This is a genomic window from Streptomyces sp. NPDC002520 (assembly GCF_053595235.1).
This window is the reverse complement of record NZ_JBSFXG010000025.1, coordinates 14424-39486: the sequence shown is the minus strand read 5'-3', so window position 1 is coordinate 39486 and position 25063 is coordinate 14424. Positions and strand designations below refer to the sequence as shown.

At 72.6% G+C, this 25063-nt stretch carries 27 protein-coding genes; 12 read left to right on the top strand and 15 right to left on the bottom strand.

What is annotated here, in order from left to right; genetic code table 11:
- Window positions 1-12: 12 nt before the first annotated feature.
- Window positions 13-1182 carry a 3-hydroxy-9,10-secoandrosta-1,3,5(10)-triene-9,17-dione monooxygenase oxygenase subunit gene (gene hsaA, locus ACWD5D_RS29440; RefSeq protein WP_451375791.1) on the bottom strand — a complete coding sequence of 390 codons (1170 nt, stop codon included), beginning with the start codon at window positions 1180-1182 and terminating at the stop codon, window positions 13-15.
- A 178-nt stretch (window positions 1183-1360) separates the two neighbouring features.
- Between hsaA and ACWD5D_RS29435 the strand changes: the two genes are divergently transcribed.
- Window positions 1361-2242: an IclR family transcriptional regulator gene (locus ACWD5D_RS29435; RefSeq protein WP_451375790.1), complete on the top strand. Its 882-nt coding sequence runs from the start codon at window positions 1361-1363 to the stop codon at window positions 2240-2242.
- 101 nt (window positions 2243-2343) lie between these two features.
- Here ACWD5D_RS29435 and ACWD5D_RS29430 read toward each other — a convergent pair whose 3' ends face one another.
- From ACWD5D_RS29430 to ACWD5D_RS29390, 9 genes are all read right to left on the bottom strand, one after another.
- Window positions 2344-3117 (bottom strand): SDR family oxidoreductase, encoded by a 774-nt coding sequence (locus ACWD5D_RS29430; protein WP_451375789.1) that lies wholly within the window; start codon window positions 3115-3117, stop codon window positions 2344-2346.
- An 88-nt stretch (window positions 3118-3205) separates the two neighbouring features.
- A complete protein-coding gene (locus ACWD5D_RS29425; protein WP_451375788.1) occupies window positions 3206-4276 on the bottom strand; it encodes a 2Fe-2S iron-sulfur cluster-binding protein in 1071 nt (356 codons plus the stop codon).
- A complete protein-coding gene (locus ACWD5D_RS29420; RefSeq protein WP_451375787.1) occupies window positions 4269-4496 on the bottom strand; it encodes a hypothetical protein in 228 nt (75 codons plus the stop codon). The genes ACWD5D_RS29425 and ACWD5D_RS29420 overlap by 8 nt, the downstream gene beginning before the upstream one ends.
- Window position 4497: 1 nt before the next feature.
- Window positions 4498-5652, bottom strand: coding sequence for a Rieske 2Fe-2S domain-containing protein (locus ACWD5D_RS29415; RefSeq protein ID WP_451375786.1), 1155 nt, complete (start codon window positions 5650-5652; stop codon window positions 4498-4500).
- Window positions 5653-5692: 40 nt separating this feature from the next.
- Window positions 5693-6715, bottom strand: coding sequence for a 4-hydroxy-2-oxovalerate aldolase (gene dmpG / locus ACWD5D_RS29410; RefSeq protein ID WP_451375785.1), 1023 nt, complete (start codon window positions 6713-6715; stop codon window positions 5693-5695).
- Window positions 6712-7617: an acetaldehyde dehydrogenase (acetylating) gene (locus tag ACWD5D_RS29405; RefSeq protein WP_451375784.1), complete on the bottom strand. Its 906-nt coding sequence runs from the start codon at window positions 7615-7617 to the stop codon at window positions 6712-6714. The genes dmpG and ACWD5D_RS29405 overlap by 4 nt, the downstream gene beginning before the upstream one ends.
- Before the next feature lie 14 nt (window positions 7618-7631).
- Complete coding sequence (locus ACWD5D_RS29400) at window positions 7632-8414, bottom strand: 2-keto-4-pentenoate hydratase (RefSeq protein ID WP_451375783.1); 783 nt, start codon at window positions 8412-8414, stop codon at window positions 7632-7634.
- Window positions 8415-8632: 218 nt separating this feature from the next.
- Window positions 8633-9544 carry an SDR family oxidoreductase gene (locus tag ACWD5D_RS29395; RefSeq protein WP_451375782.1) on the bottom strand — a complete coding sequence of 304 codons (912 nt, stop codon included), beginning with the start codon at window positions 9542-9544 and terminating at the stop codon, window positions 8633-8635.
- 114 nt (window positions 9545-9658) lie between these two features.
- Complete coding sequence (locus tag ACWD5D_RS29390; RefSeq protein WP_451375781.1) at window positions 9659-10435, bottom strand: SDR family oxidoreductase; 777 nt, start codon at window positions 10433-10435, stop codon at window positions 9659-9661.
- Window positions 10436-10513: 78 nt separating this feature from the next.
- Between ACWD5D_RS29390 and ACWD5D_RS29385 the strand changes: the two genes are divergently transcribed.
- Genes ACWD5D_RS29385 through ACWD5D_RS29350 form a run of 8 tightly spaced genes read left to right on the top strand, consistent with a single transcriptional unit; the run spans window position 10514 to window position 16846 of the window.
- Complete coding sequence (locus ACWD5D_RS29385; protein WP_451375780.1) at window positions 10514-11299, top strand: enoyl-CoA hydratase family protein; 786 nt, start codon at window positions 10514-10516, stop codon at window positions 11297-11299.
- The gene (locus ACWD5D_RS29380; protein WP_451375779.1) at window positions 11296-12165 is read left to right on the top strand and encodes a CoA transferase subunit A; all 870 of its coding nucleotides are present in this window, start codon (window positions 11296-11298) and stop codon (window positions 12163-12165) included. Before ACWD5D_RS29385 ends, ACWD5D_RS29380 begins: the two co-directional genes overlap by 4 nt.
- Entirely contained in the window at window positions 12162-12929 is a 768-nt protein-coding gene (locus ACWD5D_RS29375; protein ID WP_451375778.1) for a CoA-transferase subunit beta, read from the top strand. The genes ACWD5D_RS29380 and ACWD5D_RS29375 overlap by 4 nt, the downstream gene beginning before the upstream one ends.
- Window positions 12926-13987 carry an NAD(P)H-dependent flavin oxidoreductase gene (locus tag ACWD5D_RS29370; protein WP_451375777.1) on the top strand — a complete coding sequence of 354 codons (1062 nt, stop codon included), beginning with the start codon at window positions 12926-12928 and terminating at the stop codon, window positions 13985-13987. The genes ACWD5D_RS29375 and ACWD5D_RS29370 overlap by 4 nt, the downstream gene beginning before the upstream one ends.
- Before the next feature lie 58 nt (window positions 13988-14045).
- The gene (locus tag ACWD5D_RS29365; protein ID WP_451375776.1) at window positions 14046-14981 is read left to right on the top strand and encodes a tyrosine-protein phosphatase; all 936 of its coding nucleotides are present in this window, start codon (window positions 14046-14048) and stop codon (window positions 14979-14981) included.
- 13 nt (window positions 14982-14994) lie between these two features.
- Complete coding sequence (locus tag ACWD5D_RS29360) at window positions 14995-15912, top strand: LLM class F420-dependent oxidoreductase (RefSeq protein WP_451375775.1); 918 nt, start codon at window positions 14995-14997, stop codon at window positions 15910-15912.
- Complete coding sequence (locus ACWD5D_RS29355) at window positions 15909-16253, top strand: NIPSNAP family protein (RefSeq protein ID WP_451375774.1); 345 nt, start codon at window positions 15909-15911, stop codon at window positions 16251-16253. Before ACWD5D_RS29360 ends, ACWD5D_RS29355 begins: the two co-directional genes overlap by 4 nt.
- A complete protein-coding gene (locus tag ACWD5D_RS29350) occupies window positions 16250-16846 on the top strand; it encodes a Dabb family protein (protein WP_451375773.1) in 597 nt (198 codons plus the stop codon). The genes ACWD5D_RS29355 and ACWD5D_RS29350 overlap by 4 nt, the downstream gene beginning before the upstream one ends.
- A 74-nt stretch (window positions 16847-16920) precedes the next feature.
- Here ACWD5D_RS29350 and ACWD5D_RS29345 read toward each other — a convergent pair whose 3' ends face one another.
- From ACWD5D_RS29345 to ACWD5D_RS29330, 4 genes are read right to left on the bottom strand one after another with little or no spacing between them, the layout of a single operon-like run.
- Window positions 16921-18078, bottom strand: a complete 1158-nt coding sequence (locus ACWD5D_RS29345; protein WP_451375772.1) for an acetyl-CoA C-acetyltransferase — start codon at window positions 18076-18078, stop codon at window positions 16921-16923.
- Window positions 18079-18116: 38 nt separating this feature from the next.
- Window positions 18117-18707, bottom strand: a complete 591-nt coding sequence (locus tag ACWD5D_RS29340; RefSeq protein WP_451375771.1) for a TetR/AcrR family transcriptional regulator — start codon at window positions 18705-18707, stop codon at window positions 18117-18119.
- Entirely contained in the window at window positions 18700-19503 is an 804-nt protein-coding gene (locus tag ACWD5D_RS29335; protein ID WP_451375770.1) for an SDR family oxidoreductase, read from the bottom strand. Before ACWD5D_RS29335 ends, ACWD5D_RS29340 begins: the two co-directional genes overlap by 8 nt.
- Window positions 19500-20666 (bottom strand): acyl-CoA dehydrogenase family protein, encoded by a 1167-nt coding sequence (locus ACWD5D_RS29330; protein WP_451375769.1) that lies wholly within the window; start codon window positions 20664-20666, stop codon window positions 19500-19502. The genes ACWD5D_RS29335 and ACWD5D_RS29330 overlap by 4 nt, the downstream gene beginning before the upstream one ends.
- A 75-nt stretch (window positions 20667-20741) precedes the next feature.
- Here ACWD5D_RS29330 and ACWD5D_RS29325 point away from each other — a divergent pair, with 75 nt between their 5' ends.
- Genes ACWD5D_RS29325 through ACWD5D_RS29315 form a run of 3 tightly spaced genes read left to right on the top strand, consistent with a single transcriptional unit; the run spans window position 20742 to window position 23772 of the window.
- Window positions 20742-21614 carry an enoyl-CoA hydratase gene (locus tag ACWD5D_RS29325; protein ID WP_451375768.1) on the top strand — a complete coding sequence of 291 codons (873 nt, stop codon included), beginning with the start codon at window positions 20742-20744 and terminating at the stop codon, window positions 21612-21614.
- Window positions 21614-22783 (top strand): acyl-CoA dehydrogenase family protein, encoded by a 1170-nt coding sequence (locus ACWD5D_RS29320; RefSeq protein WP_451375767.1) that lies wholly within the window; start codon window positions 21614-21616, stop codon window positions 22781-22783. Before ACWD5D_RS29325 ends, ACWD5D_RS29320 begins: the two co-directional genes overlap by 1 nt.
- Complete coding sequence (locus ACWD5D_RS29315) at window positions 22783-23772, top strand: acyl-CoA dehydrogenase family protein (RefSeq protein ID WP_451375766.1); 990 nt, start codon at window positions 22783-22785, stop codon at window positions 23770-23772. Before ACWD5D_RS29320 ends, ACWD5D_RS29315 begins: the two co-directional genes overlap by 1 nt.
- A gap of 110 nt (window positions 23773-23882) precedes the next feature.
- On the opposite strand, the gene ACWD5D_RS29310 is transcribed toward ACWD5D_RS29315, so the two are convergent.
- Window positions 23883-24974 carry an acyl-CoA dehydrogenase family protein gene (locus ACWD5D_RS29310; RefSeq protein WP_451375765.1) on the bottom strand — a complete coding sequence of 364 codons (1092 nt, stop codon included), beginning with the start codon at window positions 24972-24974 and terminating at the stop codon, window positions 23883-23885.
- Between the last annotated feature and the right edge of the window lie 89 nt (window positions 24975-25063).

Here is a 25063-nt window from a genome sequence, read left to right as displayed (position 1 = left end):
GTGGGCGGACGGTCACAGCATGGGGTCCTGGATGTCGATGCCGAGCGCGTCCTTGCCGAAGAAGGCCAGCGCCCGCTCCACGTCGTTGGCCGCCTGACCACGGCCGGCGTGCACGTCCCGCCAGGCACGCTGGAGGACGCTGCCGTCCCTGCGCATCGGGCTGCCGCCGGCGTTCTCCATCAGCAGGTCCACGGCGTTGATCGCGCGCTCGGTGGCGAGCACCTGGTCCCTGCGCGCCCGGGCCCGCAGGGACATGGGGATCTCCTCGCCCCGCCGGGCCACGGCGAACAGGTCCGCGACGTTGCGCGTCAGCTGGAGCCGGCCGGCGTCGATGTCACTGGCGGCGCGGGCGATGCGCACCTGCGCGAACGGGTCCTCGGCGGCCTTCTGCCCGTACGAGACGCGGAACCGCTCGCGGGTGGTCTCGAGGTAGGACGCGTAGCCGCCCTCGGCGACGGCGACGATCGCGGTCGAGATGGAGGTGGTGAACACCGCGGCGTACGGCATCCGGTAGAGCGGCTCGGTGTTGGTCGCGTGGCCCGGGCACTCCAGCGCGGCCATGGGGCCGTAGCCGAGGGTGCGGTGCCCGGGGACGAAGACGTCGTCGACGACGATGTCGTTGCTGCCGGTGCCGCGCAGCCCGACGGTGTCCCACACGTCGTCGACGCGGTAGTCGCGGCGGGGGACGAGGAAGGTCCGCATGTCCACGGGCCGGCCCTCGCCGTCCGTGACGAGGCCGCCGAGCAGGGTCCACCCGGCGTGGTCGCAGCCGGCGGAGAAGCGCCAGCGGCCGGAGAGCCGGAAGCCGCCGTCCACGGTGGTGACCTCCCCGGTCGGGGCGTAGGAGGAGGCGATACGGGTACCGGGATCCGCGCCCCACACCTCCTGCTGCGCCCGCGGGTCGAACAGGGCCACGTGCCAGGGGTGGACGCCCATCACCGAGGCGACCCAGCCGGTGGAGCCGCACGCCGTGGCGATCTCCTCGAGGGCCGTGTAGAAGACGGCCGGATCGGCGGCGAGGCCGCCGAACGCCCGGGGCTGCAGCAGCCGGAAGAAGCCGCTCTCGGCGAGCTCCTTCACGGTGTCGTCGGGCAGGCGGCGCAGCTCCTCGGTCTCGGCAGCACGCTCACGCAGGGCGGGTGCGAGGTCGCGGACCGCCGCGAGCACGTCGTCGTCACGCATGCGCATCCCTCTCAGGTGCTCGGGTCGTCGTGGGTGACGCATCGGAACCTACGCGTTACTGTTTCGAAAAGGAATACCCCTTCCCAGCAGACGGGATCCGCTGGCAACCTCCCCGCAACACCGGATGTACGGCCGCGGCCCGGGGTTCGTCGGCTGTCCGAGTAGGAGGTGAGGCGCCTTGACGACGCAGACTGTCGAGGCCGGGTATCCGCCGCTGTCGCTGCTGGAGAAGGCCGCGAAGGTGCTGGTCGCGTTCCAGAGCGCCCAGCCCCGGCTCACCCTGACCGAGGTCGTGGAGCGTTCGGGTCTCGCCCGCTCCTCCGCGCACCGCATCCTGGACCAGCTCGTGCAGCTGCGCTGGCTGGAGCGCGAGGGCCGCGACTACCGGCTGGGCATGGGCATGCTGGAGCTGGGGGCGCTGGCCGCGCACCACAACCGGCTGCGGCGGGCGGCGCTGCCCCATCTGTACGCGCTGCACGAGTCCACCGGCCACCTGGTGCATCTCACGGTGCTCGACGGCGCCGAGGTGGTCTACCTGGAGCGGATCGGCGGGGCGGACGACTCGGGCGTGCCGTCACGGGTGGGCGGGCGGCAGCCGGCGCACTGCACGGCGGCGGGCAAGGCGATCCTGGCGTTCAGCGACCACGCGGTGGTGGAGCAGGTGATCCGGCACGGGCTGCGCCCGCGCACGCCGCGCACCATCACGCATCCCGAGTCGTTCCGCGGGGAGTTGGCGATGGTGCGGGAGCGCGGGGTCGCCTTCGACCGCGAGGAGGTGTACCGGGGGGTGTCCTGCGTGGCCGCCCCGCTGCGCGGCGCGGGCCGGGCCGTCGCCTCGATCTCGGTGTGCGGCAACGGCACCCACCGGGAGCTGGAGCGGATCGCCCCCGCCGTGCTCGCCTGTACGCGGTCGGTGTGGCAGTCGATGTTCGGCCCTGGACGGCACACGAAGGCGCCCGCCCCCAAGGCACCGGCGGCCGAGGCGGTGCCCGCGCCCGGTGTTCCGCAGCCCGTGATGGACAACATGGTGTCCTGGCTGCGCTTCAGTCAGTGGATGTGAGGACGTCGGCGGACGGCTGCCGGGCACGGGGGGAAAAGCGGTCACCGGCGTGTGAGCACGCCCCGTGAGGGGGCACGCTCGCACGCCGGTGTGCGGGGTGGTCAGATGCGGTCGCCGCGCAGGACGGCGTCCGCGCCGCCGTCGGCGAAGACGACCTGGCCGGTCACGTGGGTGTTCTCGGCCGAGGTCAGCCACGCGACGAGCGGGGCGAGCTGCTCGGGGCGGGCGTGGCCGTGCAGCGGCATCGGCACGGCCTGTTCGACGAGCCCGCGCATCTCGGGGTCGTCCAGCAGAGGCAGGGTCATGGGCGTCAGGATGACGCCGGGGCCGACGGCGTTGAGCGGGATGCCGGCCCCGGCCCAGGCGTCGGTGATCGCCGCGCGGCGGATCCAGCGCGAGACCGCCGCCTTGGAGGACGAGTAGACGAGGTGCCCCTCGCCCCGCTCGACGACCAGCCGGGAGGCGGCCACCGCCGCCTCCTCGTCGCCGGCGAGCGCGGCGTCCACGATCGCGGGGTCGGTCGGGTGCACGGCGTCGATCGAGCCGATGACCAGGGCCCGCGGGTCGGTGCCGGCGGCCAGCAGCGGGCGCAGGCCCTCGAGGGTGGCGACCGCGCCGAAGTAGTTGACCCTGACGGTCAGCGGGTCGGGGAGCGCGATGCCCGCGCAGGCGACGACGGCGTCGAGGCGGCCGCCGGAGACCTCACGGGCCCGCGTGACGAGTTCGGCCCGGCCTTCGGCGGTCGCCAGGTCGGCGCAGATGTCGCTGTCCTTGAGGTCGGCCCCGATGACGATGTGTCCCTGCGCTCGCAGGAAGTCGGCGGTGGCCTTTCCGATGCCGGAGGCCGCTCCGGTGATCAGGTATGTACGGAACATGATCCGTTCCTTCGGTGACGGCGTGACGGTCCTCGGGTGAGGGCCTGACGGTCCTTGGGTGAGGGCGTGACGGTGTTCGTCGTCCGCCTCAGGAGTAGGTGATCTCGACCTCGTCGGTGAGGGGCACGGACTGGCAGGCCAGGACGTAGCGCTCGGCGATGTCCTGTTCGTCCAGGACGTCGTTGCGGAGCATCTTCACCTCGCCGGTCACGACCCGGCAGGTGCAGGCGCTGCAGGCGCCCTCCCGGCAGGAGTACGGGGCGTCCACGCCCGCGGCCAGGAGGACGTCGAGCAGTGGTGTCCGCGACGGCCAGCGGACCGTGTGGGTCTCGCCGTCGAGTTCCACGCGCGCCGTGCTGCCGTCCTCCCCGTCCGCGATCTCCACCGCGGACGGTGTGTCGAAGACGTCCGCGCCGAGGGAGAAGAACCGCTCGCGGTGGATCCGGTCGCCCGGTGCGCCGAGCGCGCGCAGTGTCTGCTCGACGGCGTCCATCATCGGCTGCGGGCCGCAGACGAAGGCCTCACGGTCGGCGTACGGCGCGAGCGCGGCGGTCAGCCGGTCCGCGAGGGGCAGTCCCTGGAGCGACTCCAGCCAGTGGATCACCACCAGCCGGTCCGGGAAGTCCCTGGCCAGCTCCCGCAGTTCGTCGCGGAAGATGACCGAGGACTCGTCGCGGTTGGCGTACAGGAGGGTGAGCCGGCCCTGCCCCGTCACCAGGGCCGACTTCGCGATCGACAGCACCGGCGTGATGCCGCTGCCCCCCGCGACGAGCAGTAGGTCGCGGTCGAGGGACTGCGGGGTGAAGGTGCCCGCGGGGGGCAGCACCTCCACCTCGTCCCCCGCTGTCAGGTGGTCGCACACCCAGTTGGAGCCGTACCCGCCGGCCACCCGTTTGACGGTGACCTTCATCGGCTCACCGGTGTGCGGTGAGCTGGCGAGCGAGTAGCAGCGGGCGACGGCGCCGCCGTCCGTCCCGGGCAGTTTCAGGGTGAGGAACTGCCCGGGACGGTAGTCGAAGCGGTCCGCGGTCTCCTCCGGTGCCCGGAGCACCAGGGAGTACGCGTCGGCCGTCTCCGCGATCACCTCGGTCACACGCAGCCGGCGGGTACGCGACCCGGACGTCGGCCCGGAGGCAGGACCGGGCGTCGGCTCAGGCATCGGAGACCTCCAGCTTGCCCTCCTCGACCGCGCGGTCGATGCTGTCGCGCAGCCCCCGGCAGGTCCGGATGCGGGCGGTGTTGCCGCCCTGGGCCACCCGGTCGCGGAACTCCGCGCAGACGACGGCCGCGTCCGCGGTCCACTGCACGGAGGTGTGGGCCATGCTGAACTTCTCGCACAGGACCTGGTTGCCGCAGGTCGCGCACTCCACCGGCTGCATGTCAGGCTCCGGTCTCCGTCGCCGCCGACCGCTCGGCCCTCAGACGGTCGAGGTTCTGAGCGACCTCGGCCTTCCAGGACTCATTGGCCCGGCTGGTGTCCAGCTCGAACTCGAAGCGGCGTGTCATCTCGTCCTTCACGTCCTCGGCGTCCACGTAGAACTGCTCGTACCAGCGCCTCAGTTGGTAGACAGGACCGTCCTCCTCGGTCAGCAGCGGGTTGTCGATCCGGGTCTTGTTCTTCCAGATCTCCACGTCCTGCTCGAAGCCGGTCTCCAGGCCCTCGGCGGTGAGGCGGGCGGCCTCGGCGGCCTGCTCGTCCGTCATCCCGGGCAGCTTCTTGACGATGGCGCCGTACTGGAGCACGAAGCTGTTCTCGTCGATCGGGTAGTGGCAGTTGATCAGCACCATCTCCATCTCGACGCCCTCGGCCACCGGCGAGTAGAGGTAGTCGATCATGTACGAGGGGCCGAAGTACGAGGCGTCGGAGCGCAGCGAGGTGCTGAGGGTGCCCAGGTTCACGTCCGGGCGCGGGTCGCTCTCCATGTACTGGGTGGCGACGTGCCCCTCGAAGACGTTCTTGAAGTACGTCGGGAAGGAGTAGTGGACGTAGTAGAAGTGCGCCATGTCCACGACGTTGTCGACGATCTCGCGGCAGTTGGAGCCCTCGACCCGCAGGGTCTTCCAGGTCCAGTCGCTCCACTCGTCGCTGTGGGCGCCCTCGATCCGCGGGATGGTGACGTCCGCCGGCGGGGGGTTGCCCTGGGGGTCGTTCCAGACGAACAGCTGCCCGTTCTCCTCCAGCGTGGTCCACGCGCGAGTGCGGGCGCGCGGGGGGACGCGGCGCGCGTACGGGATGCCGGAGCAGCGGCCGTTGCCCGCCCAGCGCCAGTCGTGGAACGGGCAGGCGACGCTGTCGCCCTTGACGCTGCCGTGGGCGAGGTTGCCGCCCATGTGCGGGCAGTAGGCGTTCAGGACGTGCAACTGCCCGTCGTCCTCGCCCTGGAAGACCACCAGCTTGGTGCCGAAGGCCTCGATCTCGTGCGGCTGTCCGTCCTTGAAGCTGTCGGCCAGGCCCAGGCAGTGCCAGCCCCGGGCGAAGCGCGCCGGCGGCTTGCCCGCCTCGATGACCCGGACCTCTTCGTTGAGTGCGGTCATCAGTTCCTCCTGTGCAGTGCGGCTCTTTGAGGGATGCGGCTCACCGCTGGGCGGCGAGTTCCACGGCGATGTCGATGAGCTGGTCCTCCTGACCGCCGACCAGGCGGCGCTCGCCCGCGCGCAGCAGGATCTCGGCGCCGGAGACGCCGTAGCGTTCGGCCTGCCGGTAGGCGTGCTTCAGGAAGCTGGAGTAGACGCCGGCGTGGCCCATCAGCAGGGCGAGCCGGTCGAGTCGGCACTCGTCCTCCATCACCGGGCGGACCACGTCCTCCGCCGCGTCGATGATCTTCAGGACGTCGATGCCGGTGCGGATGCCCATCTTGGCGCAGACGGCGACCAGCGCCTCGACGGCGGTGTTGCCGGCGCCCGCGCCGAGGCGGCGGGTGGAGCCGTCGATCTGCAGGGCGCCCGCCTTGACGGCGGCGATCGAGTTGCCCGTGCCGAGGGCCAGGTTCTCGTGTCCGTGGAAGCCGACCTGGGCGTCGCCGCCGAGTTCGGCGACCAGGGCCTCGACGCGGTCGGTGACGTCGTCCATGACCATGGCGCCCGCCGAGTCGACCACGTACACGCACTGGCAGCCCGCGTCGGCCATGATGCGGCCCTGCGCGGCGAGCTTCTCGGGGGTCGTGGAATGGGCCATCATCAGGAAGCCCACGGTCTCCAGGCCCATCTCGCGGGCGAGTCCGAAGTGCTGGACGGCGATGTCGGCCTCGGTGCAGTGCGTGGCGATGCGGCAGATGCTTGCGCCGTTGCCGTGCGCGGCGCGGATGTCGTCCTTGACGCCGAGTCCCGGGAGCATGAGGAAGGCGATCTTCGCCCGGGTCGCGGTGTCCACCGCGATCTTGATCAGCTCCTGCTCGGGCGTCTTGGAGAAGCCGTAGTTGAAGGACGAGCCGCCGAGGCCGTCGCCGTGTGTCACCTCGATGACGGGCACGCCGGCGCCGTCCAGCGCGGCGACGACGCTGCGGACGTCCTCGCCTGTGAACTGGTGGCGCTTGGCGTGCGAGCCGTCGCGCAGGGAGGAGTCGGTGACTCGGATGTCGAGGGTTTCGGAGTACGTCACGCGATGATCCCCTTTGCGAACTCCTCGCCGACCTTGGTGGCGGCGGCGGTCATGATGTCGAGGTTTCCGGCGTACGGCGGCAGGTAGTCGCCGGCGCCCTCGACCTCCAGGAAGATCGCGACGCGCGCCATGCCGCCGTTCTCGGTGCGCGGTTCGTCGTACTGCGGCTCGCTGCGCAGCCGGTAGCCGGGCACGTAGGTGGCGACCTGTTCGGCGATCTCCTTGATCGACTGGGTGATCGCGGCGCGGTCGGCGTCCTCGGGGATCGCGCAGAAGACGGTGTCGCGCATGATGACGGGCGGGTCGGCGGGGTTGAGGATGATGATCGCCTTGCCGCGTTCGGCGCCGCCGATGGTCTCGATGCCGCGGGAGGTGGTGCGGGTGAACTCGTCGATGTTCGCCCGGGTTCCGGGTCCCGCGGAGACGGATGCCACCGAGGCGACGATCTCCGCGTAGGCCACCGGGACGACGCGGGAGACCGCGTACACCATGGGGATGGTGGCCTGGCCGCCGCAGGTGATCATGTTGACGTTGGGCTTGTCGAGGTGTTCGCGCAGGTTGGCGGGCGGCACGACGGCGGGGCCGACGGCGGCCGGGGTCAGGTCGACCGCCTTGATGCCGAGTTCCGCGTAGCGGGGGGCGTTGGCCCGGTGGACGTACGCGGAGGTGGCCTCGAAGACGATGTCGGGGAGTTCGGCCTGGCCGAGCAGCCAGTCGACCCCTTCGTGGCTGGCCTCCAGACCGGCTCCGCGGGCGCGGGCGAGGCCCTCGCTGTCGGGGTCGACGCCGATCATCCAGCGTGGTTCCACGAGTTCGGAGCGCTGCAGCTTGTACAGCAGGTCGGTGCCGATGTTGCCGGATCCGACGATCGCGGCGCTCGCCTTGGTCTTGGTGGACGTCATTTCCTTGAATCACCTCAGCTGAACGAGAGGGAGACCGAGCCCAGCCCGGTGAACTCCGCGGTGAAGGTCGCTCCCGCCGCCACGTCGACGGCCCGGGTGCAGGAGCCGGGCAGCACCACATGGCCCTTCTTCAGGGGCACGCCGAAGCGGGCCACGGTCCGGGCGAGCCAGGCGACGGAGACGGCCGGGTCGCCGAGCACGGCGTCGCTGCGGCCCTCGGCCAGCAGTTCGCCGCCGCTGGTCAGCCGGGCGTCGATCGCCTTCAGGTCCAGCCCGCGCACCTCCCGGCCCTCGCCGATGACGTATCCGGCGGAGGACGCGTTGTCCGCGATGGTGTCGGCGATGGAGATCCGCCAGTCGCGGATCCTGCTGTCGATCAACTCCAGCGCGGGGACGACGCGCTCGGTGGCGGCGAGGACGTCCGCCGGCGTGCAGTCCTCCCCCGGCAGGTCGTCGCCGAGGACGAAGCCGACCTCGACCTCGACGCGCGGGTAGCAGTAGCGGGCGGCGGGCACCAGGCCGCCGGCGCTCAGTTCCATGTCGTCGAGCAGGTGGCCGTAGTCCGGCTCGTCCACGCCCATCATCTGCTGCATGACCGGGGAGGACAGGCCGACCTTGTGACCGCGCACCTCGGCGCCTGCGTCGGTCCGCTGCCGGATGTTGAGCAGCTGGATCTCGTACGCGTCCTCGGTGTCGATCGCCGGGAAGGTCTCGGTCAGCGGGACGACCGGGGTACGGCCGAGCTCGGCGCGGCGCAGTATCTCCGCCGCCTGGTGCCTCTGGAAGTCCGTGAGCATGGGGGTCCTCTGCGGGGCGTTGGGCTGTTCCGGGAGGCTAAGCAGGAGGGGCCGGGGGCGGGGAGCGGGATTTCCCGCTGACCGGGAAAGGCGCTCCGCGAAGGCGCTGAACTGCCCCAGGGAGGGCTGCGAACGGCCTCGGAGGGACGACGGCGAACGGCCCCGGAGGCCTGTGCCTCCGGGGCCGTTCGTCCCGCGCGCCGCTGTCGTGACCCGGTCTACTGCGCCCCGTACACGGGCTGCGGGGTCTCGGCCTCGGCGAGCAGCTTCAGCGTCGCCTCGCCGGCCTCCGCGGGCGTCCAGCGGGCGCCCTTGTCGGCGGTCGGGCCGGGCCGCCAGCCCTCCATGACGGTGATCCGGCCGGCCTCGGCCTCGAAGACCCGCCCGGTGACCCCGGCGCTCGCGGCGGACCCCAGCCAGACGACGAGCGGGGAGACGTTCTCCGGGGCCATGGCGTCGAAGGCACCGCCCTCGGGGGCGGCCATGGTGTCGGCGAAGGTCTGCTCGGTCATCCTGGTGCGGGCGGCCGGGGCTATGGCGTTGACCTGGACGCCGTAGCGGGCCGTCTCGGCGGCGGCCACCAGGGTCAGGCCGACGATGCCGGCCTTGGCCGCGGAGTAGTTGCCCTGGCCGACGCTGCCCAGCAGTCCGGCACCGGAGCTGGTGTTGATCACGCGGGCCTCGGGCGTGCGCCCGGCCTTCGCCTCGGCGCGCCAGTGCGCACAGGCGTGCTTGAGGGGCAGGAAGTGGCCCTTGAGGTGGACGCGCATGACGGCGTCCCAGTCGTCCTCGTCGAGGTTGACGAGCATGCGGTCGCGCAGGAACCCGGCGTTGTTGACGAGGGTGTCGAGGCGGCCGAAGGTGTCCAGGGCCGTGGCGACGAGCGAGGCGGCGCCCTCGGGGGTGGCGATGTCGCCGCCGTGGGCCACCGCCTCGCCGCCGAGTGCGCGGATCTCGTCGACGACCTGCTGGGCCGGTCCGGAGGCCGCGCCCGTGCCGTCGAGGCCGACGCCGAGGTCGTTGACGACGACCCTCGCCCCCTCGGCGGCGAAGGCGAGGGCGTGGGCGCGGCCGAGCCCGCGGCCCGCGCCGGTGACGACGGCGACGCGTCCGGTGCACAGTCCGGTCATGGATGGTGTCCTTTCCTACGGTTCCTACGGTTCCGACGGTTCGGTGAGCGAGTCGAGGTCTCGGCGGGAACGGCCCCGCACCTCACCGGAGTTGGTCACTTTTCGACGGTGTGATCACTTGTTGACGGTGGCGGCGTCGAGGAAGGCCGGGCGCTCCCCTCCGCCGTGGACGTGCAGGCTGGCGCCGCTGATGTACGCGGCGCGGTCGGAGGCGAGGAAGACGCAGGCGTCACCGACGTCCGCGGGATCGGCGAGCCGGCCGAGCGGCACGGTGCGGCCGACGGCGGCGATCCCCTCCTCGTCGCCGTAGTGCAGGGGCGACAGTTCGGTGCGGACCATGCCGAGGACGACCGTGTTGACCCGCACCTCGGGCGCCCATTCCACGGCCATGGAGCGGGCGAGGTTGTCCAGGCCGGCCTTGGCGGCGCCGTACGCGGCGGTGCCCGGTGAGGGCCGGGTCCCGCTCACACTGCCGATCATCACGATCGACCCGCCGCCGTCCTGAGCGCGCATCACCTCGTACGCGGCGAGGGACGCGGTCAGGGGTGCGAGCAGGTTCAGCTCGACGACCCGGGCGTGCCGCTGGGCCCCGCCCTCGCCGAGCGGCCGGAAGGGCGTGCCCCCGGCGTTGTTGACCAGGGTGTCGAGCCGCCCGTACTCGCTGTGCACCCGGGTGAAGAAACCGTCGACCGCCTCCGGGTCGCGCAGGTCGACGGGGAGGAAGCGGGCGGTGCGCCCGCCCGCCTCGACGGGCGTGTCCGGGGGCCTGCGCGCGCAGGTCACGACCTGCGCGCCGGCCTCAAGGAACGCACGGGTGATCCCCGCCCCGACACCCCGGCTGCCGCCGGTGACGACGGCGACGGATCCGGACAAGTCGAGTACCGCTGCCAATGGACACCTCCCGCAAAGAGCGGACCACTGCTATCTTCCGCCTAACAAACGTTTGGTGGAAAGGTAGCTGATCTGCCCATGGGTGTCTCCACCTCTGCCCCCGAAGAGGGCATCGCCGTCGTCACCGTGGACTTCCCTCCGGTGAACGCCCTGCCCGTGCGGGGCTGGTACGACCTGGCCGCCGCCGTGCGCGCCGCGGGGGCCGACCCGAAGGTGCGCTGCGTCGTGCTCACCGCCGCCGGCCGCGGTTTCAACGCCGGCGTCGACATCAAGGAGATGCAGCGCACGGCCGGGCACGATGCCCTCATCGGTGCCAACCGCGGCTGCTACGAGGCGTTCGCGGCGGTCTACGACTGCGAGGTGCCCGTCGTCGCCGCCGTGCACGGCTTCTGTCTGGGCGGCGGCATCGGCCTGGTCGGCAACGCCGACGCCATCGTCGCCTCCGACGACGCGACCTTCGGTCTGCCCGAACTGGACCGGGGCGCGCTCGGCGCGGCCACGCATCTCGCCCGGCTGGTGCCCCAGCACCTGATGCGGGCCCTGTACTACACCTCGCGCACCGCCACCGCGCAGGAGCTGCATCAGCACGGCTCCGTGTGGCGGGTCGTCCCCCGCGAGCGACTGCTGGCGAGCGCACTGGAGCTGGCCCGGGAGATCGCCGCCAAGGACGGCACCCTGATCCGTCTCGCCAAGGCCGCGATCAACGGCATCGACCCGGTGGACGTCCGCCGCAGCTACCGCTTCGAGCAGGGCTTCACCTTCGAGGCGAACCTCAGCGGCGTCGCCGACCGCGTCCGGGACACCTTCGGCACGGAGAAGCGGCCTGAGCCGAAGGAGCAGGAACCGAAGGAGCAGCAGGCATGAGCAGGGACAAGACCATGACCGCCGACGAGGTCGTCGGACAACTCAGCAGCGGCATGACGATCGGCATCGGCGGCTGGGGTTCGCGGCGCAAGCCGATGGCGCTGGTGCGCGCGCTGCTGCGCTCCGACGTCACCGACCTGACCGTCGTCTCCTACGGCGGCCCCGACGTCGGGCTCCTGGCCGCCGCCGGGAAGATCCGCAAGCTGGTGGCGGCCTTCGCCACCCTGGACTCCATCCCCCTGGAGCCGCACTTCGCCGCGGCCCGGCAGCGGGGCGCGCTGGAGCTGATGGAGCTGGACGAGGCCATGCTCATGTGGGGCCTGACCGCCGCCGTGCACCGGCTGCCGTTCATGCCGATCCGGGCCGGTCTCGCCTCGGACGTGCTGCGCGTCAATCCGCGGCTGCGCACGGTGCGATCGCCGTACGAGGACGGCGAGGAGCTCGTCGCCGCCCCCGCCCTGCGGCTGGACGCCGCGCTCGTCCACCTCAACCGGGCGGACCGGCACGGCAACGGCCAGTACCTCGGCCCCGACCCGTACTTCGACGACCTGTTCTGCGAGGCCGCCGACACCGCGTACGTCTCCTGCGAGCGGATCGTGGACAGCGCGGACCTGCTGAAGGAGGGCGGGCCGCAGACCCTGCTGGTCAAGCGCGCGTTCGTCGACGGCGTCGTCGAGACCCCGAACGGCGCGCACTTCACCTCCTGCGCCCCGGACCACGACCGCGACGAGGCGTTCCAGCGCGCCTACGCCCGCGCCGCCAAGGACCCCGAGACCTGGCGGGCCTTCACCGAACGGTTCCTGTCCGGCGACGAGGACGCGTACCAGGCCGCCGTGGCGGCGTTCCACGAGGAGGAGACCGCATGAGCAGCCCTACGACGACGGCGACGCGGGCCGAGTACTGCGTGGTCGCCTGTGCCGAGGCCTGGCGGGACGCGGGCGAGGTGCTGGCCAGCCCGATGGGCACCGTCCCGATGATCGCGGCCCGGCTGGCGAAGCTCACCTTCTCCCCCGACCTGCTGCTGACCGACGGCGAGGCGATGCTCATCGGCGACGTGCCGGCCATCGGCGCACGGGCCGAGGTGGTGGAGGGCTGGCTGCCGTACCGCCAGCACCTGGCCATGGTCGCCACCGGGCGGCGGCACGTGATGATGGGCGCCGCCCAGCTCGACCGCCACGGCAACCAGAACATCTCCTGCATCGGCGACTGGGCCCGGCCCACCCGGCAACTGCTCGGCGTGCGCGGCGCCCCGGTCAACACCCTCAACAACCCGACCAGTTACTGGATCCCCAGGCACAGCCCGCGCGTGCTCGTCGAGCGCGTCGACATGGTCAGCGGGGTCGGGTACGACCGTGCCGCCGAGGCCGGCCCCTCCGCGACCCGCTACCACCGCGTCGCGGACGTGATCACCGACCTCGGCGTCCTCGACTTCGACACCCCGGACCGCACGATGCGGCTGCGCTCCCTGCACCCCGGCGTGAGCGTCGAGCAGGTCGTCGAGGCCACCGGCTTCGAGCTCACCGTCCCCGCCGAGGTGCCCGTCACCCGCGAGCCCACCGCCGAGGAGCTGCGGCTGATCCGAGAGGTCATCGACCCGAAGGGGCTGCGCGAGCGCGAGGTGCCCGCATGAGCTTCACCATCGACACCCCGCTGACCAAGCTCGTCGGCGTCCGGCACCCGGTCGTGCAGACCGGCATGGGCTGGGTGGCCGGCCCCCGGCTGGTCTCGGCCGCCGCGAACGCGGGGGCGCTCGGCATCCTCGCCTCCGCCACCATGAGCGTCGAGCAGCTGCGCTCCGCCGTCCGCGAGGTCAAGTCGCGCACGGACGCGCCGTTCGGCGTCAATCTGCGGGCGGACGCCGGGGACGCGGCCGAGCGTGTGCGGATCATCGTCGACGAGGGCGTGAAGGTCGCCTCTTTCGCGCTCGCGCCCTCCCGGGACCTGATCGCACGTCTCAAGGACGCCGGGGTGGTCGTCGTCCCGTCCATCGGCGCCCGCCGGCACGCCGAGAAGGTCGCCGCGTGGGGCGCCGACGCCGTGGTGGTGCAGGGCGGCGAGGGCGGCGGCCACACCGGGAACGTGGCCACCACGGTCCTGCTCCCCCAGGTCGTGGACGCCGTGGACATCCCGGTGATCGCGGCCGGCGGCTTCCACGACGGGCGCGGCCTGGTCGCGGCGCTGGCCTACGGCGCCGCCGGGATCGCCATGGGCACCCGCTTCCTGCTCACCTCCGACAGCACCGTGCCCGACGCGGTCAAGGCCAGGTACCTGGCCGCGTCGGTCAAGGACGTCACCCTCACCACCAAGGTGGACGGCCTGCCGCACCGGATGCTGCGCTCCGACCTGGTCGACGCGCTGGAACGCTCGGGCCGGGCCGCCTCGTTGCTGCGAGCCGTCCGCCACGCCGCGGCCTTCCGCCGCGAGAGCGGCATGAGCTGGGCGCAGATGGTCCGTGACGGTCTGGCGATGAAGCACGGCAAGGAACTGACCTGGAGTCAGGTCCTGCTGGCCGCCAACACCCCGATGCTCCTCAAGGCGTCGATGGTGGACGGCCGCACCGACCTCGGTGTGATGGCCGCCGGCCAGGTCGCGGGGGTCATCGACGATCTGCCGTCCTGTGCCGAACTCGTCGACCGGATCATGGCCGAGGCCCACGCCACGCTCCGTGCCCTGCCCCACGCCGGCTGACGAGCCGCACCCTTCTCCACCTCAGGGAACGTACGTCCCCACCCTTGGAGTTGATCCCATGCGTGCTCCCCGAACCCGCCGCGCGACCGCGATGGTGCTTGCCACCCTGGTCGTCGGCTGTCTCCCCGCGTACGCCACGGCCGACCCCCTGCGGACACCGGCCGCGGCCACCGTCACCGCGCCGCCTGTCAGCGGCGTCACGGCCGTCCGCCACATCGTGCTCGCCGGGGCGGTCAACGTCCGTGACATCGGCGGCTACCGCACCGGCACGGGCCGCGAGGTGCGTCACGGCCGGGTCTTCCGCGCCGACGCCCTCGGCAAGCTGACCGACGCGGACGTCGCGGCACTGGCCACGCTGCGCCTGCGCACCGTCGTGGATTTCCGCGTCCCGGGCGAGGTCGGCCGCGACGGTGCCGACCGCCTTCCCGCAGGCCTCACCACGACCTCCCGGCCCGTGGACGACCTCGGGCTGTCCGCCGCGATCCTGGCGGTCATCGGCTCCGGGGACCCGGTCCGGCAGCAGGAGGCGCTCGGCGACGGGAAGGCGGAGCAGCTGATGCGCTCCGTCTACCGCGCCTTCGTCACCGGCGCGGACAACCGCCGGCAGTTCGCCGAGACCCTGCGGGACATCGCGGACCACAAGGCGTCTCCGCTGCTCTACCACTGCACCTCGGGCAAGGACCGCACCGGCTGGATGAGTTATCTCCTGCTGCGCGCCCTCGGCGTCCCGTCCGCGACCGCGGAGAAGGACTACCTGCTCTCGAACGACTTCCGTGCGGACGCCGACCGCAGGACCCGCGACGGGCTGGAGCAGGCCGGCCTCATGCGGAACCCGGACCTGCTCATCCCGGTCCAGGAGGTCCGCGACGACTATCTCGCGGCGGCCCTGGACCAGGCCGAGCACGACTACGGCAGCCTGAACGGCTACCTGACGGACGGTCTCGGCCTGGACACCCCGACCCTGGCGAAGCTCCGCGCCCGAATGCTGAGTTAAGGAAACACCCCGCATGCTGAAACTGGGAATGATGGCGCCGTTCACCGACGGTCTGATCACCTCCGGCGGCTTCCTCCGCGACCTCGCGGGCACGCTGGAGGAGTGCGGCGTCGAGTCGCTGTGGACCGTCGAGCACGTCGCCGTCGCCGACGGCTACGAACCCCGCTACCCCTACGCCGACGACGGCCGGATACCGGGCAGTTCGGGCTCCGTCCCCATGCCCGACCCCTTGGAGACCATCGCCTTCCTCGCCGGCGCGTGCACCACCCTGCGCTTCGGCACCGCCATGATGGTCGCCCCGCTGCACAGCCCGGTGGTCCTGGCCAAACGCGCCGCCACGATCGACCGGCACTCCGGCGGCCGGCTGATGCTGGGACTCGGCATCGGCTGGCAGAAGGAGGAGTACGAGGCCGTCGGCGTGCCCTACCGGGACCGGGGGCGGCGACTGGAGGAGTGCGTCGAGGCGATGCGCGCGCTGTGGGCGGACGCCCCCGCCTCGTACGCGGGACGGCACGTCTCCTTCACCGCCCTGCGCTCCCTGCCGCAGCCCGGGGCGGGGGCCGTACCGGTCGTCCTCGGCGGCAACAGCGACCCGGCCGTCCAGCGGGCGGGCCGCGTCGGCGACGGCTGGTTCCCGTACACGATCGGCCCCGAGGACTTCGCCCGTCAGGCGGAGCTGATGCGGGCCGCCGCGCGCGGGGCGGGACGGGCCGAGGACGCCGTGGAGATCACGGTGTGGCCCGGCTCCCGCGACCGGGACCGGGAAGGGGATCCGTCGTGGGTGCGCGGCTTCACCGACGCGGGTGCGACCCGCCTCGTCATCGCGCCCCGCATCCGGGGCACGGACGGGATCACGGGCCCGCGCGGTCTGGCCGCGCTGCGCGAGCAGGTCGACCGCTACCGCGCCGAGGTGCTGGAGAAGCTGTCGTGAGCGGGGTCCAGGTCATCGACACCGTCGTGCTCGCGGGTGACCGGGTGAGGCCATGGCTGCGCCGCTGGCGCGCCGACTATCTGCCGGGCGCCCAGGGCCGCGGCATGGTCGCGGAGCGTGTGTGGCGCAGCTGGACGGGGCCGGACACGGTGGCCGTCCGGGTCCTGTGGTCACTGCCGGACAGCGCCGCGTTCTTCGCCGCGCGCGCCGTGGCGAAGAACGACCCGGGCGTGGCCGCGTTCTGGTCGCGCACGGACGAGATGGCGCTGGACCGCGATCGCCAGGTGCTGGAACCGGTCGACCTCGACGAAGAGTCGAACGCGGAGGGTGGGACGGCATGACCCGCTGGGTGGCCATGCTCCCCGCGGACGGCGCCGAGGCGTACGACGCGGCGGGCGCGCTCCCCGGTGTGTCGGCGTCCTCGGCGGCGTCCGACCTTCCGGGGAGCTTCGGTGGGACGGGTGCCACCTGGGATGTGACGGCGCGTCGGTCGCCGGTCGGTATCGCCGCCGAGCTGGGTGTGCCACAGCCGTCGGACATGGTGGCGCTCGCGCCCGTACGCGGCCGGACGGTCTCGCTGTCCGGCCCGCGTGTGAAGCGGACGCTGCTGCTGACCGTGCGGCCGGGCACGCCCGCCGACCTCGTGGCCGGTCTGGAGCGGGACCTCCTCGCCATGCCGGACCACATCCCCGCCATCAGGTCCTGGGCGCTGAGCCACGTGGACCAGGTCCGTACGCCGTCGCGCTGGACGCACGTCTGGGAGCAGGAGTTCGCGGACGTCGCGGATCTGACCGGGGCCTACCTGGGCCATCCCTACCACTGGACCTGCGTGGACCGGTGGTTCGACGGCGAGGTGCCCGGCGGCGGGATCGTGGAGCCGGCGCTGGCGCACGTCTTCCGCCGGAGCCGGGGCCCGGTGCTCGTCTCGTCCTGAGGCACGCACGACCACCCGTCCGCGGCCCCTCTCGGGGACCGCGGACGGGTGCCCGCGTTTCGGACCCGATCCGCTCAGAGCCGCTCGATGATGGTGACGTTGGCCTGGCCGCCGCCCTCGCACATCGTCTGCAGGCCGTAGCGGCCCCCGGTGCGCTCCAGTTCGTGCAGCAGGGTGGTCATGAGCTTGGTGCCGGTGGCGCCCAGAGGGTGGCCGAGGGCGATGGCGCCGCCGTTGACGTTGACCTTCTCCGGGTCGGCGCCGGTCTCCTTCAGCCACGCGAGCACCACGGACGCGAACGCCTCGTTGATCTCGACCAGGTCGATGTCGTCGAGCGTCATCCCGGCCTTCTTCAGCGCGTACGCCGTGGCGGGGATCGGCGCGGACAGCATCCGGATCGGGTCCTCGCCGCGCACCGACAGGTGGTGGATGCGGGCGCGGGGGGTCAGGCCGTGCTCCCGTACGGCCCGTTCGCTCGCCAGCAGCATCGCCGAGGCGCCGTCGGAGACCTGGGAGGAGACGGCGGCGGTCAGCCGGCCGCCCTCGACCAGCGGCTTGAGGCCCGCCATCTTCTCCAGGCCGGTGTCGCGGCGCGGACCCTCGTCGGTCGTCACGTCCCCGTACGCGGCGATCTCCCTCTCGAAGCGGCCCTCGTCGATGGCCCGGACCGCCCGCTGGTGGGAGCGCAGCGCGAACTCCTCCATGTCCCGGCGGGAGATGTCCCACTTCGCGGCGATGAGTTCGGCGCCGTGGAACTGGTTGACCGGCTGGTCGCCGTAGCGGGCCCGCCAGCCCTCGGAGCCGATGTACGGGCCGTCGGTCAGCCCGAGCGGCTCGGCGGCCTGGCGGCTGGCGAAGGCGATGGGGATCTGCGACATGTTCTGCACGCCGCCCGCCACCACCAGGTCCTGGGTGCCGGAGAGAACGCCCTGGGCGGCGAAGTGCACGGCCTGCTGCGAGGAACCGCACTGCCGGTCCACCGTGACACCCGGGACCTCCTCCGGCAGCCCGGCGGCCAGCCAGCAGGTCCGGGCTATGTCGCCGGCCTGCGGGCCGACGGTGTCCAGGCAGCCGAAGACGACGTCCTCGACGGCGGCCGGGTCGACGCCCGAGCGCGTCATCAGCGCCTTGAGCACGTGGGCGCCGAGGTCGGCCGGGTGGACGGCGGCGAGACCCCCGCCTCGCCTGCCGACGGGGGTGCGTACCGCTTCGACGATGTATGCCTCGGCCATGGTCACTCCTCGTTCGATGTCTGTATCTCTGTGTGTGTCTACTGGGCCACGTCAGGGCGCAGGGCGATGCCCTCCAGCACCATCGACAGGTACTGGCGGGCGATCTCCTCCGGGCTGTGCTGTCCGCCCGGCTGGTACCAGGACGCGGCGACCCATACGGTGTCGCGCACGAAGCGGTAGGTGAGCCGGACGTCGAGGTCGGTACGGAAGACCCCTTCGGCGACCCCGCGTTCCAGCGTGGCCAGCCACGCCTTCTCGAAGGAGCGCTGCGACTCGGCGAGGAACGCGAACCGGTCCTGCGCGAGCAGCTGTCTGCTCTCCTTCTGGTAGATCGCGACGGCGGCGCGGTGCCGGTCGATCTCCCGGAAGGACTCGGTGACGAGCGCCCCCAGCGTCTCGGTGGGCCCGAGACCGGCGGCCAGGACGCCGTCGTAGCGGCCCCACAGCTCGTCGAGGAAGGTCCGCAGGATCTCCTCCAGCATCGACTCCTTGGAGTCGAAGTGGTAGTAGAGGCTGCCCGCGAGCATCCCGGCACGGTCCGCGATCTTGCGGACGGTGGTGGCGTTGTAGCCCTGCTCGGCGAAGACCTCGGCGGCGGTGCCGAGGAGTTCCTCGCGCCGCTCACGCATGCTGGCTGCTGACCGACACGATCTCGCCCGTCATGTACGAGGAGTAGCCGGACGCCAGGAAGACGATGACGTTGGCCACCTCCCAGGGCTCGGCGTAGCGGCCGAACGCCTCGCGGGAGGTCAGTTCCTCGAGCAGTTCCGGGGTCGTGACCTTCACCAGGTGCGGGTGCATGGCGAGGCTGGGCGAGACGGCGTTGACCCGTACCCCGAACTCGGCGGCCTCGACGGCGGCGCAGCGGGTGAGCGCCATGACGCCGGCCTTGGCGGCGGCGTAGTGCGCCTGGCCCCGCTGTGCGCGCCAGCCGATCACGGAGGCGTTGTTGACGACGACGCCCCCGCCGCCCGCCGCCTTCATCCGGCGCAGCGCGGCGCGGGTGCAGCGGAAGGTGCCGCCCAGGGTGACGTCGAGGACCTTGTCCCACTGCTCGTCGGTCATCTCGACGAGGTCGGCGGTGCCGCCGAGTCCGGCGTTGTTGACGACGATGTCCAGACGGCCGTGTCGTTCCTCGGCGAGGTCGAACAGCGCGGCGACCTGGGTCTCGTCGGTGACGTCGCAGGGCAGCGCCGCGACGCGGTCCGCGCCGAAGGCCGCCGCCAGCTCGGCCTCGGTCTCCCCCAGCCTTCGGGCGTGGGCGTCCGAGATGACGACGCGCGCGCCCTCTTCGAGCAGCCGCCGGGCGGTGGCGCCGCCGATGCCGGCGCCGGCGGCGGCGGTGATGACGGCGGTGCGGCCCCGCAGGAGGTCGTGGCCGGGGACGTACGGGGGCACGGTCGGGGGCTGGGTGGTCGGGGTCACGGGCGGGCCTCCTTGGGCAGGCCGAGGACGCGTTCGGCGATGATGTTCCGCTGGATCTCGTTGGAACCGGCGTAGATGGTGTCGGAGCGGGAGAAGAGGAACAGCCGCTGCCAGTCGGTGAGGTCGTACGGTTCGCCCGCGGCCAGCATGCCGTCGGCGCCGCAGACGTCCATGGCGAGTTCGCCGAGCTCCCGGTGCCAGGTGGCCCAGAAGATCTTCCCGATGGACGCCTCGGGGCCCGGTGCCCCGGCCGTGACGCCCTCCAGCATGCGCAGGGCGTTGAACCGGATGGTCTCGAGGCCGGTCCAGGCGCGGGCGATGCGGTCCCGGATCAGCGGGTCCCCGGCCGCGCCGTTGCGCTTCGCCAGATCGATGACGGCTTCCAACTCGCGCCGGAATCCGACCTGTTGGCCGAGAGTGGACACGCCCCGTTCGAAGCCGAGGGTGGCCATGGCGACCTTCCAGCCCTCTCCGGGGGCGCCGACGATGTTCCCGGCGGGGGTGCGGGCCCCGTCGAAGAACACCTCGTTGAACTCGGAGGTGCCGGTCAGCTGGGTGATGGGCCGGACCTCCACACCCGCCTGGTCCAGTGGGACCAGCAGGTAGGACAGTCCGGCGTGGCGGGTGGAGCCGGGTTCGGTGCGGGCGACGACGAAGCACCAGTCGGACTCGTGGGCGAGTGACGTCCAGATCTTCTGTCCGCTCACCACCCATTCCCCGCCGTCGAGTTCGGCCCGGGTCCGGACGTTCGCCAGGTCGGAGCCGGCGTCCGGCTCGCTGTAGCCCTGGCACCACAGTTCCTCGACGGCGACGATCGGCGCGAGGAAGCGCGCGCGCTGTTCGGGCGTGCCGAAGGCGATGAGGGTGGGTCCGAGCAGCTGCTCGCCGATGTGGCCCACGCGGGCGGGGGCGTCCGCGAGGGCGTACTCCTCGTGGAAGGCGACCTGCTCCTCGAGGGTCGCGCCCCGGCCGCCGTACTCCTTGGGCCAGCCGACGCAGGTCCAGCCGGCGGCCGCCATGTGCCGTTCCCAGGCGAGGCGTTCGGCGAACGCCTCGTGCTCACGGCCGGGGCCACCGCGGCCGCGCAGGCTCGCGAACTCACCGGTGAGGTTGGCGCGCAGCCAGGCGCGGACCTCGGTACGGAACTCCTCGACGGTGCTCATGGGCGGCTCCGGACGCTCGACGGCTGACGGCTCGCACGTTAACCTACCAAACACTTGTTAGAAAAGGAGGCGTGCATGTCCGCTGCCCGCACCGCGACCGCGCGGCCCGTCCGCTACGAACGCCACGGCCCCGTCGCCGTGGTCACGATGGACCGGCCCGAGTACCGCAACGCCCAGAACTCCGCGATGACCTACGCCCTGGACCAGGCCTTCTACCGCGCGGCCGACGACGACGAGGTCAAGGTCGTCGTGCTCGCCGGGGCGGGGAAGCACTTCTCCGCCGGGCACGACATCGGCACTCCGGAACGCGACGCGCATCTGCCGTTCGACCGCCGGGCCGGCCTGTGGTGGGACCACTCCGACAAGCAGGGGGCGGAGAGCCGCTTCGCCCGCGAGTCGGAGGTCTACCTGGGCATGTGCCGCCGCTGGCGCGAGCTGCCCAAGCCGGTGATCGCGTCGGTGCAGGGCGCGTGCGTGGCGGGCGGCCTGATGCTCGCCTGGGTGTGCGACCTGATCGTCGCCTCCGACGACGCGTTCTTCGCCGACCCGGTGGTCCGCATGGGCATCCCCGGCGTCGAGTACTTCGCCCACCCGTGGGTGATGCCGCCGCGGATCGCCAAGGAGTTCCTCTACACCGGCGACCGGATGAGCGCCCAGCGCGCGTACGAGGTCGGCATGGTCAACCGTGTCGTCCCGCGTGCCGAACTCACCGACCGCACCATGGAGTTGGCGAACCGTGTCGCCGAGATGCCGCGCCTGGGCCTGGCCCTGACCAAGCGCGCCGTCAACCAGGCCGAGGATCTTCAGGGGATGCACGCCGGCATGGACTCGGTCTTCGGGCTGCACCATGTCGCGCACGCGCACAACGCCGAGACCGCGAAGGACTCGCTCGGCGGCCTGGACGTCCGCGCGATGAAGGCGGCCGGCGAGGCGGAGGCGGGAGCCTGATGGATCTCGACTTCACCGCCGCCGAGGACGCCTTCCGGGCCGAGGCCCGCGCCTGGCTCGCCGCCCATGTACCCGATCGCCCGCTGCCCTCGCTGGAGACGGCGGAGGGTTTCGCGGCCCACCGGGAGTGGGAGCGGGCGCTGTCCGCCGACCGCTGGTCGGTCGTCTCCTGGCCGAAGGAGTACGGCGGCCGGGGCGCCTCGGTCCTTGAGTGGCTCGTCTTCGAGGAGGAGTACTTCGCGGCCGGCGCGCCCGGCCGGGTCAGCCAGAACGGCATCAACCTGCTGGCCCCCACCCTGTTCGAGCACGGGACGCCGGAGCAGCGCGCGCGCGTCCTGCCGTCCATGGCGAGCGGCGAGGTGATCTGGGCCCAGGCCTGGTCGGAACCGGAGGCCGGCTCGGACCTCGCCTCGCTGCGCTCCACGGCCCGGCGCACCGACGGCGGCTGGCTGCTGAGCGGCCAGAAGACCTGGTCGTCACGGGCCGCGTTCGCCGACCGCGCCTTCGGCCTGTTCCGCAGCGACCCCGTCGCGGACAAGCCCCACCGGGGCCTGACCTACCTGATGTTCCCGCTGGACGCCGAGGGCGTGACGGTACGGCCCATCGGGCGCCTCGACGGCAAGCCGGCCTTCGCCGAGCTGTTCCTCGACGAGGTCTTCGTACCCGACGAGGACGTGATCGGCGAGGTGGGCCAGGGCTGGCGGGTGGCGATGAGCACGGCGGGCAACGAGCGCGGGCTCACCCTGCGCTCCCCCGGCCGTTTCACCGCGGCCGCCGACCGGCTGACCCGGCTGTGGCACGAGCAGGCCGACCCGTCCGACACCGCGCTGCGCGACCGGGTCGCCGACGCGGTGATCGGCGCCCGCGCCTACCAGCTGTTCACCTACGCGGGCGCCTCGCGCCTCGCGGCCGGAGGGTCGATCGGCGCGGAGTCGAGCCTCAACAAGGTCTACTGGTCCGAGCTGGACATCGCCCTGCACGAGACGGCGCTCGATCTGCTCGGCCCGTACGGCGAACTCTCCGACGAGGCCGGGGAGGCGCCCGCACACGGCGGCTGGGCCGAGGGATACACGTTCTCGCTCGCGGGTCCCGTCTACGCGGGCACCAACGAGATCCAGCGCGACATCATCGCCGAGCGGCTGCTCGGCCTGCCGAAGGGACGCCGGTGATGCGGTTCCTCCTCGACGACGAACAGCGGGAGTTCGCCCGCTCACTGGACGGCATGCTCGCGGCGGCCGGGACTCCCGCGGCCGTCCGGGCCTGGGCGAAGGGGGACCACGGCCCCGGACGCGCTCTGTGGGGCCGGCTGGCGGAGGCCGGGATCTTCGGCCTCGCGGTGCCGGAGGAGCAGGGCGGCCTGGGCATGCTTCCGGTCGAACTGGCCGTCGCCTTCACCGAGTTGGGCCGTCACGCGGTGCCGGGCCCGCTGGTGGAGACGGTGGCCGCGGCGGCTCTTCTCGACCGCCTGGGCGGCGAGAGCGCGGCCACCGACCGGCTGCCCGGCATCGCCTCCGGCAAGACGGTCGCCTCCCTGTGCCTGCTCTCCTCCGAGAGCCCGTACGCCCTGGACGCGGACGCCGCCGACGCGGTGTTCGTCGTCGAGGGCGACACCGTACGCCTGGCCGGGGAGCACGGCGCCCTCCAGTCCTCGCTGGACCCGGCCCGCCGCCTGGCCCGGCCCGGCGGCGGAACGGTCCTCGCGCAGGGGCCCGCGGTGTCCGCCGCGGCCGCGTACGCCGCCGACGTCGCCGCGCTGGTCACCGCGGCCCAGGCCCTCGGCCTCGGCCGCGCCCTGCTGGACCGGACCGTCGAGTACGCGCGCCAGCGCACCCAGTTCGGGGTGGCCATCGGCTCCTTCCAGGCGATCAAGCACCGCCTGGCCGACACCCTCATCGCCCTGGAGTTCGCCCAGCCCCTGGTCCACGCCGCGGCCCTGGCGCTCACCGCGGGCGCCACGGACGCCGGCCGGGAGATCGCCGCGGCCAAGGTCACCTCCTGCGAGGCCGCCTACACCGCCGCCCGCACGGCCCTTCAGGTGCACGGTGCCCTCGGCTACACCGAGGAACTCGACCTGTCCCTGTGGATCCGCAAGGCCCGCGCGCTGCGGTCCGCCTGGGGCACACCCTCGGCGTGCCGCGCCCGCGTCCTCGCCGCTTGACCTCAAACGACATGGGGTGTCTGACCCCACACACGACGGCTCGCCCTCCCGGAGATCCTGCCCGGGAGGGCGAGCCGTCGTGCCACTGTGCGCGTCTCGGAGACCCGCGCTCAGGCCGCCGCGTCCTCGTCTCCGCGGCCGTCGTCCGTCAGTCCCAGTTCCGCCGCCAGGCGGGCCCGGTGCCACGCCGGGGAGCCGAGGAGCTGGGCCGAGCCGTGGGCCCGCTTGAAGTAGCGGTGGGCGTCGTGTTCCCAGGTGATGCCGATCCCGCCGTGCAACTGGATCATCTCCCCGGCCACCGCCGAGAAGGCTTCCGAACAGGCGGACTTGGCCGCCGCGGCGTACCGGGACAGCTCCGGTGCCCCCTGCGCCGCCGCGGTCGCCGCCCCGAGGGCCGCCGAGCGGGCCGACTCCACCAGCACGTAGGCGTCCGCGAGCCGGTGTTTGACGGCCTGGAAGGAGCCGATGGGGCGGCCGAACTGGACGCGCTCCCTCGCGTACGCCACCGTGACCTCGAGGCAGCGCTCCGCCGCCCCCACCTGCTCGGCCGCGAGCGCCGTGCACGCGAGGTCGAGCACGTGCCGCAGCACGCGCACGCCGTCGCCGTCCGTCCCGATCAGCCGCGCTCCGGCTCCGTTCAGAACCACGCGGGCCTGGGGCCGGGACGTGTCCATGGCCGTCAGCCGTTCGCGCCGTACGCCGTCACCGTCCACGGCGACCTGGAAGAGGGAGACGCCGGCGTCCGTGCGGGCGGCCACGAGCAGCACGTCGGCGTCGGCCCCGTCCAGGACGTGGTCCTTGGTGCCGGTCAGCCGCCAGGTTCCGTCCGCGCCCCGGCGGGCCCGCGTCCGGGTGTCCGCCGGGTCCCAGGAGCCGCCCTCGGCCCAGGCCAGGGCTCCGGTCGCGGCGCCCTCCGCCAGCGCGGACAGCAGCTCGCCGTCGCCGCCCGAGGCCAGGAGGGCCTGGGTGGCGAGCACCGCGGAGCCGAGGTACGGGACCGGGGCGAGGGTGCGCCCCAACTCCTCCATCACCACGTGGACTTCGAGCGCTCCACCGCCCGCTCCGCCGAACTCCTCGGGTACGGCGAGCGCCGCCACGCCGATCTGCTCCGTGAGGGGTCGCCAGGCCGACGCGTCGGGGTGGCGGGCGAGCACCGCCCTTACGGCCGACCGCAGTTCGCGCTGTTCCTCCGTGAATCTCATCTGCCGCTGCCTCCGTGGTGCTCCTCTGGGCTCCGCCCACTTGACGTGCGGGTGCGAGAGGTATCCAATCACAGGTGTTTCGGTTAGGC